Source organism: Mycobacterium sp. ABE4_509 (assembly GCF_056160785.1).
The window spans coordinates 1-8,150 of sequence record NZ_JBSWXU010000193.1 but is presented as its reverse complement, the minus strand read 5'-3'; the positions used below and the strand labels follow the sequence as shown (position 1 = coordinate 8,150).

Below are 8,150 nucleotides of genomic sequence, written 5' to 3'. Positions count from 1 at the left end.
ATCCGGCCGCCGGCGGCGCCGCGGCCGGGTCCGGCGCGCTCGAACACGACACCGCCGGGTCGGGTGCCGCCGTGCTGGCGGCGTTGGCGCGGCTGGCCAAGGCGGTGGCGGCCGAACTGGTCGCCGGCGGGTTGACGATCGTCGGGCTCACCGGGTCCTCGGGCAAGACATCGACCAAGGATCTGATCGCCGCGGTGCTGGCCCCGCTGGGTGAGGTGGTCGCGCCACCGGGATCGTTCAACAACGAACTGGGACACCCGTGGACGGTGCTGCGCGCCACCGAGTCGACCGACTTCCTGGTGCTGGAGATGTCGGCTCGTCATCCGGGCAACATCGCTGCGCTGGCCGACATCGCACCGCCGTCGATCGGGGTGGTCCTCAACGTCGGTACCGCGCACCTCGGCGAGTTCGGCTCACGCGAGGCCATCGCCGCCACGAAATCCGAACTGCCGCAGGCGGTCCCGGAGTCCGGGGTGGTGGTTCTCAACGTCGATGACCCGATCGTGGCGAGGATGGCCGAGTGCACGGCGGCCCGGGTCGTGCGGGTCGGCAGGTCCACCGACGGTGAACGCGGCAACGGCACCGATGTGTGGGCCACCGATGTCACCCTCGATCCGCTCGCGCGTGCCGGCTTCACCCTGCACACCGAGGTTGGGCAGGTGCCCGTCACCCTCGCGGTGCACGGCGACCACCAGGTGTCCAACGCGCTGTGCGCGGCCGCGGTCGCGCTGCAATGCGGAGCCGACCTCGAGCAGGTGGCCGCGGCGCTGGCCGCGGCCGGGCCGGTGTCGGCGAACCGCATGCAGGTCAGCGCCCGCGCCGACGGGGTGACGATCATCAACGACGCGTACAACGCCAACCCCGACTCGATGCGGGCCGGGCTCAAGGCGCTGGCCTGGATGGCCCGCCAGGGCGCCCGGTCGGGCCGGAGCTGGGCGGTGCTGGGCGAGATGGCCGAGCTCGGCGACGACGCGATATCCGAGCACGATCGCATCGGCCGGCTGGCGGTGCGCTTAGATGTCACTCGACTCATCGTCGTCGGAACCGGGAGGTCTATGAGCGCCATGCTGCACGGCGCGGTCATGGAGGGATCGTGGGGATCCGAGGCCACCCCGGTCGCCGACGCCGACACCGCGCTGGAACTGTTGCGTTCGCAGTTGCGGCCCGGTGACGTGGTGCTGGTCAAGGCCTCCAACTCGGCCGGTCTGAGCGTCGTGGCCGACGCCCTGGCCGGCGACGACACCGGATCGCAGGGGGCGCGATGAGACAGATCCTCATCGCCGTCGGGGTCGCCCTGGCGGTGTCGATCCTGCTGACCCCGGTGCTGATCAGGTTGTTCACCCGGCAGGGGTTCGGTCACGAGATCCGCGAGGACGGTCCGCCCAGCCACCACAAGAAGCGCGGCACCCCCTCGATGGGCGGTGTGGCGATCGTCGCCGGCATCTGGGCCAGCTATTTCGGCACCCACCTGGTCGGCGTGGTGATCGACGGCAAAGGCCCATCGGCGTCGGGTCTGCTGGTGCTCGGTCTGGCGACCGCGCTGGGCGCGGTGGGCTTCATCGACGACCTGATCAAGATCCGGCGGGCCCGCAACCTCGGGCTGAACAAGACCGCCAAGACGGTGGGCATCCTCGTCGCGGCCGTGTTGTTCGGCCTGCTCGCGTTGCAGTTCCGCAACGGTGACGGGTTGACCCCGGGCAGCGCCGAGCTGTCCTACGTGCGTGAAATCGCCACCGTCACACTGGCGCCGGCGGTGTTCGTGCTGTTCTGCGTGGTCATCGTGTCGGCGTGGTCGAACGCGGTCAACTTCACCGACGGACTCGACGGTCTGGCCGCCGGGGCGATGGCGATGGTGTGCGCGGCCTACGTGCTGATCACCTTCTGGCAGTTCCGCAACGCGTGTGCGACCAGCCCCGGTGTGGGTTGCTACAACGTGCGCGACCCGCTGGACCTGGCGATCATCGCCGCGGCCACCGCAGGGGCGTGCATCGGGTTCCTGTGGTGGAACGCCGCACCGGCCAAGATCTTCATGGGCGACACCGGGTCGTTGGCGCTGGGCGGCATCATCGCCGGGCTGTCGGTGACCAGCCGCACCGAGATGCTGGCCGTGGTGCTCGGCGCGTTGTTCGTCGCCGAGGTCACCTCGGTGGTGGTCCAGATCCTGGCGTTCCGGACCACCGGCCGCCGGGTGTTCCGGATGGCGCCGTTTCATCACCACTTCGAGTTGGTCGGCTGGGCCGAGACGACGGTCATCATCCGGTTCTGGCTGCTCACCGCGATCGCCTGCGGGCTGGGTGTGGCCCTGTTCTACAGCGAGTGGCTGACCACCGTCGGTGCCTGACATGGCAGCGGGACCGGGTGCGCCGATCGAACCCGGCAGCGTCGTCCTGGTCACCGGGGCGGGCGTCACCGGCCGGGCGGTGCTGGCTGCGCTGGCGACCCTGGGTGTGCGTGCGGTGCTCACCGACGACCGGCCCGACGTGCTGGCCGGCTACGCCGAGCAGGGGGCGACGGTGCTCGACCCGGCCGAGGCGGTCGCCCGGATGCCGGAGTTCGCCCTCGTCGTGACCAGTCCCGGCTTCGCGCCCACCGCCCCGGTGCTGGCCGCCGCCGCGGCTGCCGGCGTGCCGGTCTGGGGTGATGTGGAACTGGCCTGGCGGCTGGACCGGTCGGGCAGGTTCGGCCCGCCGCGGCAGTGGCTGGTGGTGACCGGGACCAACGGCAAGACCACGACGACGTCGATGCTGCACGCGATGCTCGAGACCGCGGGCCGGCGGGCGGGCCTGTGCGGCAACATCGGTGACCCGGTGCTGCAGCTGCTCGACGGCCCGGCCGAGGTCCTGGCCGTCGAGCTGTCCAGCTTTCAGTTGCACTGGGCGCCGTCGCTGCGTCCGGAGGCCGGGGTGGTGCTCAACGTCGCCGAGGACCACCTCGACTGGCACGGCTCGTTGCAGGCGTACGCGCAGGCCAAGGCGCGGGCGCTGACCGGCCGGGTGGCCGTCGGCGGGCTGGACGACCCGGTCGCCGCCGAGTTGTTGGCGGCCTCCCCGGCGCCGGTCCGGGTCGGTTTCCGGTTGGGCGAACCCGGCCCGGGCGAGGTCGGGGTGCGCCACGGTGCGCTGGTGGATCGCGCGTTCGCCGACGAGGTGCTGCTCGCCGAGACCTCGATCATCCCGGTGGCGGGTCCGGTCGGCGTGCTCGATGCGCTGGCGGCGGCGAGTCTGGCCCGGGCCGTCGGCGTGCCTCCTGCGGCGATCGCCGATGCGCTCGCCGGGTTCCGGGTGGGGCGGCACCGCGCCGAGGTCGTCGGTGCCGCCGACGGGGTGACCTATGTGGACGACTCGAAGGCCACCAACCCGCACGCCGCGCAGGCGTCGATCAGCGCCTACCCGCGGGTGGTGTGGGTGGCCGGCGGGCTGCTCAAGGGTGCGTCGGTGGACGAGATGGTCGCCGCGGTGGCTGATCGGCTGGTCGGTGCGGTGCTGATCGGCCGGGACCGCGGCCTGGTGGGCAAGGCGTTATCGCGACACGCACCGGATGTCCCCCTCGTCGAGGTTGTGACGGGGGAGGATTCTGTGGTGCTTGAGAAACCTGAGTCAGGAGTTACTCCTGTGACTCGAGTGGCCGAGGTCGGTCGCCAGCCGCTGTCCGACGCCGTGATGACCGCGGTGGTCGCTGCCGCGCGCGAGCTTGCCGGGCCCGGCGACACGGTGTTGCTGGCGCCGGCCGGGGCGTCGTTCGACCAGTTCACCGGTTACGGACACCGCGGCGACACCTTCGCCGCCGCCGTGCGCGCCGCAACCGGGTAGCACCGATGAACAGCAGCATCCTGGACCGGCTGCGCAGCCGCCGCGCCACCCCGGCGCAGCCCGCCGCCGACACCGACGCCGCACCGCGCGGGCCCCGGACCCGGTTCGGCAGCTGGCTGAACCGGCCCATGACATCGTTTCACCTGATCATCGCCGTGGCCGCGCTGCTGACCACGATGGGGCTGACGATGGTGCTGTCCGCGTCGGGCGTCTACTCCTACGACACCGACGGGTCACCCTGGGTGGTGTTCGGCAAACAGCTGCTCTGGACGCTGATCGGCCTGTTCGCGTTCTACATCGCGCTGCGCACCCGGGTGTCGGTGATGCGCCGGTTCGCCTTCGCCGGATTCGCCTTCAGCGTCGTCCTGCTGATCCTGGTGCTGGTGCCGGGCATCGGGAAGATCGCCAACGGTTCACGCGGCTGGTTCGTCGTCGCCGGTTTCTCCATGCAGCCCTCCGAGCTGGCCAAGATCGCACTGGCGATCTGGGGTGCGCACCTGCTGGCCGCGCGCCGGATGGAGCGTGCCTCGTTGCGCGAGATGCTGATTCCGCTGGTGCCCGCGGCGGTGATCGCGCTGGCGCTCATCGTGGCCCAGCCAGACCTGGGGCAGACCCTGTCGATGGGCGTGATCCTGCTGGGACTGTTGTGGTACGCCGGCCTGCCGCTGCGGGTGTTCCTGACCTCGCTGGGCGCGGTGGTGGTCTCCGGTGCGGTGCTGGCGCTCGCCGAGGGGTACCGCTCGGCCCGGGTGCAGTCCTGGCTCAATCCCGGCGCGGATGCCCAGGGCTCGGGCTATCAGGCCCGTCAGGCCAGGTTCGCGCTGGCCAACGGCGGAGTCTTCGGCGACGGGCTGGGGCAGGGCACCGCGAAGTGGAACTACCTGCCCAATGCCCACAACGACTTCATCTTCGCGATCATCGGCGAGGAGCTCGGCTTCATCGGTGCCGCCGGGTTGCTGTGCCTGTTCGGCCTGTTCGCCTATACCGGGATGCGCATCGCCCGCCGTTCGGCCGACCCGTTCCTGCGGCTGCTGACCGCCACCGCAACCCTGTGGATCCTGTCCCAGGTGTTCATCAACGTGGGCTACGTCGTCGGTCTGCTGCCGGTGACCGGGCTGCAGCTGCCGCTGATCTCGGCCGGTGGCACCTCGACGGCCACCACGTTGTTCATCATCGGGATCATGGCCAACGCCGCCCGTCACGAACCCGAAGCCGTCGCGGCGTTGCGGGCCGGCCGCGACGATCGGGTCAACCGGTTGTTGCGGTTGCCGCTGCCCGCCCCGTACGTTCCCAGCCGCACCGAGGCGGTCAAGGACCGGCTGCGGTCGCGCCCGGCCCGCGCCGCCAAGAAGCCGGCCGCTGCCCAGCGCCCCCGTCGTGAGCGGGGAGTTTCGGCTGCCAAGAGCTCGGTCGGCTATGGTGCTGGCCAGCGTAAGCAGGGCCGTCGGGCCCGCACACTGGAAGGTCAGCGTTACGGGTGACGGGGATTTCGGACCCGGCGGGGCAGGGGCGCAGCGACCGGGGGATATCCGACCCGGCGGGGCAGGAGCGCAGCGACCGGGGGATATCTGTCGTCCTCGCCGGCGGGGGCACGGCCGGTCACGTCGAGCCGGCGATGGCCGTCGCCGATGCGCTGACCGCGCTGGAACCGGGCGTGCGGATCACCGCCCTCGGGACGAGCCGGGGCCTGGAGACCAGGTTGGTTCCGGCCCGCGGGTACGACCTCGAGCTCATCACTCCGGTTCCGTTGCCCCGCAAGCCGTCGGCCGATCTGCTCCGGCTGCCCGTACGGGTGCGCCAGGCCGTCCGCCAGACCAGGGCGGTGCTGGCCCGCGTCGACGCCGACGTGGTGATCGGCTTCGGCGGCTACGTCGCCTTGCCCGCCTATCTCGCGGCCGGCGGCACCCGGCCCCGGCGCCGGGTGCCGGTGGTCGTCCATGAGGCCAACGCCAGTGCCGGGCTGGCCAACAGGGTGGGTGCCGTGTCGGCGCGCCGGGTGCTCTCGGCGGTTCCCGATTCGGGTCTGCGCCACGTCGAGGTCGTCGGCATGCCGGTGCGGGAAGCGATCACGTCCCTCGACCGTTCCGCGCTGCGCGCCGAGGCGCGGGCCCACTTCGGCTTCGCCGAGGACGCCCGGGTGCTGCTGGTGTTCGGCGGATCCCAGGGTGCGCAGTCACTCAACAGGGCGGTCGCCGCCGCCGCGGACCGGCTGGCCGAGCAGGGCGTTTCGGTGCTGCACGCGCACGGCGCGAAGAACACCGTGGCGCTGCGTGACCCGGCGCCGGGGGATCCGCCCTACGTGGCGATGCCCTACCTGGACCGGATGGATCTGGCCTACGCCGCGGCCGACCTGGCGATCTGCCGCTCCGGGGCGATGACGGTGGCTGAGGTCGCGGCTGTCGGGTTGCCCGCGGTCTACGTTCCGCTGCCCATCGGCAACGGGGAACAACGGCTCAACGCGCTGCCGGTGGTCGAAGCCGGCGGCGGTCTGCTCGTCGAAGACCGCTCGCTGACACCGGATTTCGTGGCCGATACGGTTGCGCAGCTGCTCACCGACCGGTCCCGGCTGGCCGCCATGGCCACCGGGGCGGTGCTGGCCGGTCACCGCGACGCGGCGCGGCGGGTGGCGCAGGTGGCGCTCGACGTGGCCAGGACTGCCCGCGGGGGGAACCGGCGATGACCGCCGCCGACCGTAGTCCGGAGCTGCCCGCGGAACTGGCGCGGGTGCACATGGTGGGCATCGGCGGGGCGGGGATGAGCGGTATCGCGCGCATCCTGCTCGACCGCGGCGGCCTGGTGTCGGGATCGGACGCCAAGGAATCCCGCGGAGTCATCGCGCTGCGGGCCCGCGGCGCGACGGTGCGTATCGGCCACGACGCGTCGTCGCTGGACATGCTGGCGGGCGGGCCGACGGCGGTGGTGACCACGCACGCGGCCATCCCGAAGACCAACCCGGAACTGGTCGAGGCGCGCCGGCGGGGCATCCCGGTGATCCTGCGGCCTGCGGTGCTGGCCCGGCTGATGGCGGGCCACACCACCTTGATGGTGACCGGCACCCACGGCAAGACCACCACCACGTCCATGCTGATCGTGGCGCTGCAGCACGGCGGGTTCGACCCGTCTTTCGCGGTCGGCGGCGATCTGGGCGAGGCCGGAACCAATGCCCACCACGGCAGCGGAGGCCATTTCGTCGCCGAAGCCGACGAGAGCGACGGGTCGCTGCTGGAGTACCAGCCCGACATCGTGGTGGTCACCAACATCGAGGCCGACCACTTGGACTTCTTCGGCAGCGCGGCTGCCTACAGCGCGGTCTTCGACCAATTCGTCGAGTGCATCAGGCCCGGCGGTGCGCTGGTGGTGTGCACCGACGACCCGGGGGCGCGGGCGCTGGCCGAACGCAGCGCGGCCCGCGGGGTGCCGGTGCTGCGGTACGGCAGCGCTGCCGGTGACGACGGGGACGGCCTCGACGGTGCGCTGCTGGACTGGCGGCAGCTGGGCACCGGTGCGGTCGCCCACGTCGCGCTGCGCGGCGAGCCTCACCCACGGGTGATGCGGTTGTCGGTGCCCGGCCGGCACATGGCGCTCAACGCGCTCGGCGCGCTGCTGGCCGCGGTACGGGCCGGCGCCACACCGGATGTGGTGCTCGACGGGCTGGCCGGGTTCGAAGGGGTGCGCCGGCGTTTCGAGTTGGTCGGCGTGGCCCACGGGGTGCGGGTCTTCGACGACTACGCCCACCACCCGACCGAGGTGCGTGCCACGCTGACCGCGGTGCGGGAGGTGACCGCGGCGGCCGGCCCGGGCCGCTCGATCGTGGTGTTCCAGCCGCATCTGTATTCGCGCACAGAGGCTTTCGCTGCCGAGTTCGCCGCCGCGCTCGACCTCGCTGACGAGGTGTTCGTCCTCGACGTGTACGCCGCGCGGGAGCAGCCGCTGGCCGGGGTGAGTGGCGCCACCATCGCGGATCTGGTGACCGTCCCGGTGACCTACGTGGCCGATTTCTCGGCGGTGGCCGCACAGGTCGCCGCCACGGCGGAGCCCGGCGATCTGGTGGTCACGATGGGGGCGGGCGACGTCACGCTGCTGGGCAGGGAGATCCTCGCGGAGCTGGCTGCCAAGGCCAACCGCAGCGCACCGGGTGCCGGCGGGAGGGCTCGGCGATGACCGAACCTGACAAGCCGACGCCACCTGCGGATGGCGACGCCGAGGCGGCCGAACCGGACGAGACGCCCGAACCGCCCGAAGCTGACGCGGCCGGGGACACCGGTGAGGCGGAGCCGGCCGAGGACACAGCGCAGGCGGTGGTGGCGTCGGTGGCGACGGCCGCCGAGGACGAGGAGGGGC

At 72.0% G+C, this 8,150-nt stretch carries 6 protein-coding genes and 1 pseudogene; all 7 read left to right on the top strand.

Annotated elements, in window-relative coordinates; genetic code table 11:
- The coding region (locus ACXAID_RS25680) for a UDP-N-acetylmuramoyl-tripeptide--D-alanyl-D-alanine ligase (protein ID WP_475025002.1) at positions 1 to 1,265 on the top strand (1,265 nt) is incomplete at its 5' end.
- Positions 1,262 to 2,341, top strand: a complete 1,080-nt coding sequence (gene mraY, locus ACXAID_RS25675; RefSeq protein ID WP_475025001.1) for a phospho-N-acetylmuramoyl-pentapeptide-transferase — start codon at positions 1,262 to 1,264, stop codon at positions 2,339 to 2,341. The genes ACXAID_RS25680 and mraY, both read left to right, overlap by 4 nt.
- The gene (gene murD / locus ACXAID_RS25670) at positions 2,334 to 3,809 is read left to right on the top strand and encodes a UDP-N-acetylmuramoyl-L-alanine--D-glutamate ligase (RefSeq protein WP_475025000.1); all 1,476 of its coding nucleotides are present in this window, start codon (positions 2,334 to 2,336) and stop codon (positions 3,807 to 3,809) included. The genes mraY and murD overlap by 8 nt, the downstream gene beginning before the upstream one ends.
- A 5-nt stretch (positions 3,810 to 3,814) precedes the next feature.
- On the top strand, positions 3,815 to 5,290 hold the full coding sequence (ftsW, locus tag ACXAID_RS25665; protein ID WP_475024999.1) for a putative lipid II flippase FtsW: 1,476 nt from the start codon (positions 3,815 to 3,817) through the stop codon (positions 5,288 to 5,290).
- 44 nt (positions 5,291 to 5,334) lie between these two features.
- On the top strand, positions 5,335 to 6,489 hold the full coding sequence (murG, locus tag ACXAID_RS25660) for an undecaprenyldiphospho-muramoylpentapeptide beta-N-acetylglucosaminyltransferase (RefSeq protein WP_475025003.1): 1,155 nt from the start codon (positions 5,335 to 5,337) through the stop codon (positions 6,487 to 6,489).
- Positions 6,486 to 7,970, top strand: coding sequence for a UDP-N-acetylmuramate--L-alanine ligase (gene murC, locus ACXAID_RS25655; protein ID WP_475024998.1), 1,485 nt, complete (start codon positions 6,486 to 6,488; stop codon positions 7,968 to 7,970). The genes murG and murC overlap by 4 nt, the downstream gene beginning before the upstream one ends.
- A pseudogene (locus ACXAID_RS25650) lies at positions 7,967 to 8,150 on the top strand (hypothetical protein); the annotation flags it as partial. The gene murC and the pseudogene ACXAID_RS25650, both read left to right, overlap by 4 nt.

Excerpts from the sequence above, each read along its gene's own strand:
- mraY (WP_475025001.1), top strand. The coding sequence starts at position 1,262 with ATGAGACAGATCCTCATCGCCGTCGGGGTCGCCCTGGCGGTGTCGATC.
- ftsW (WP_475024999.1), top strand. The coding sequence starts at position 3,815 with ATGAACAGCAGCATCCTGGACCGGCTGCGCAGCCGCCGCGCCACCCCG.
- murC (WP_475024998.1), top strand. The coding sequence starts at position 6,486 with ATGACCGCCGCCGACCGTAGTCCGGAGCTGCCCGCGGAACTGGCGCGG.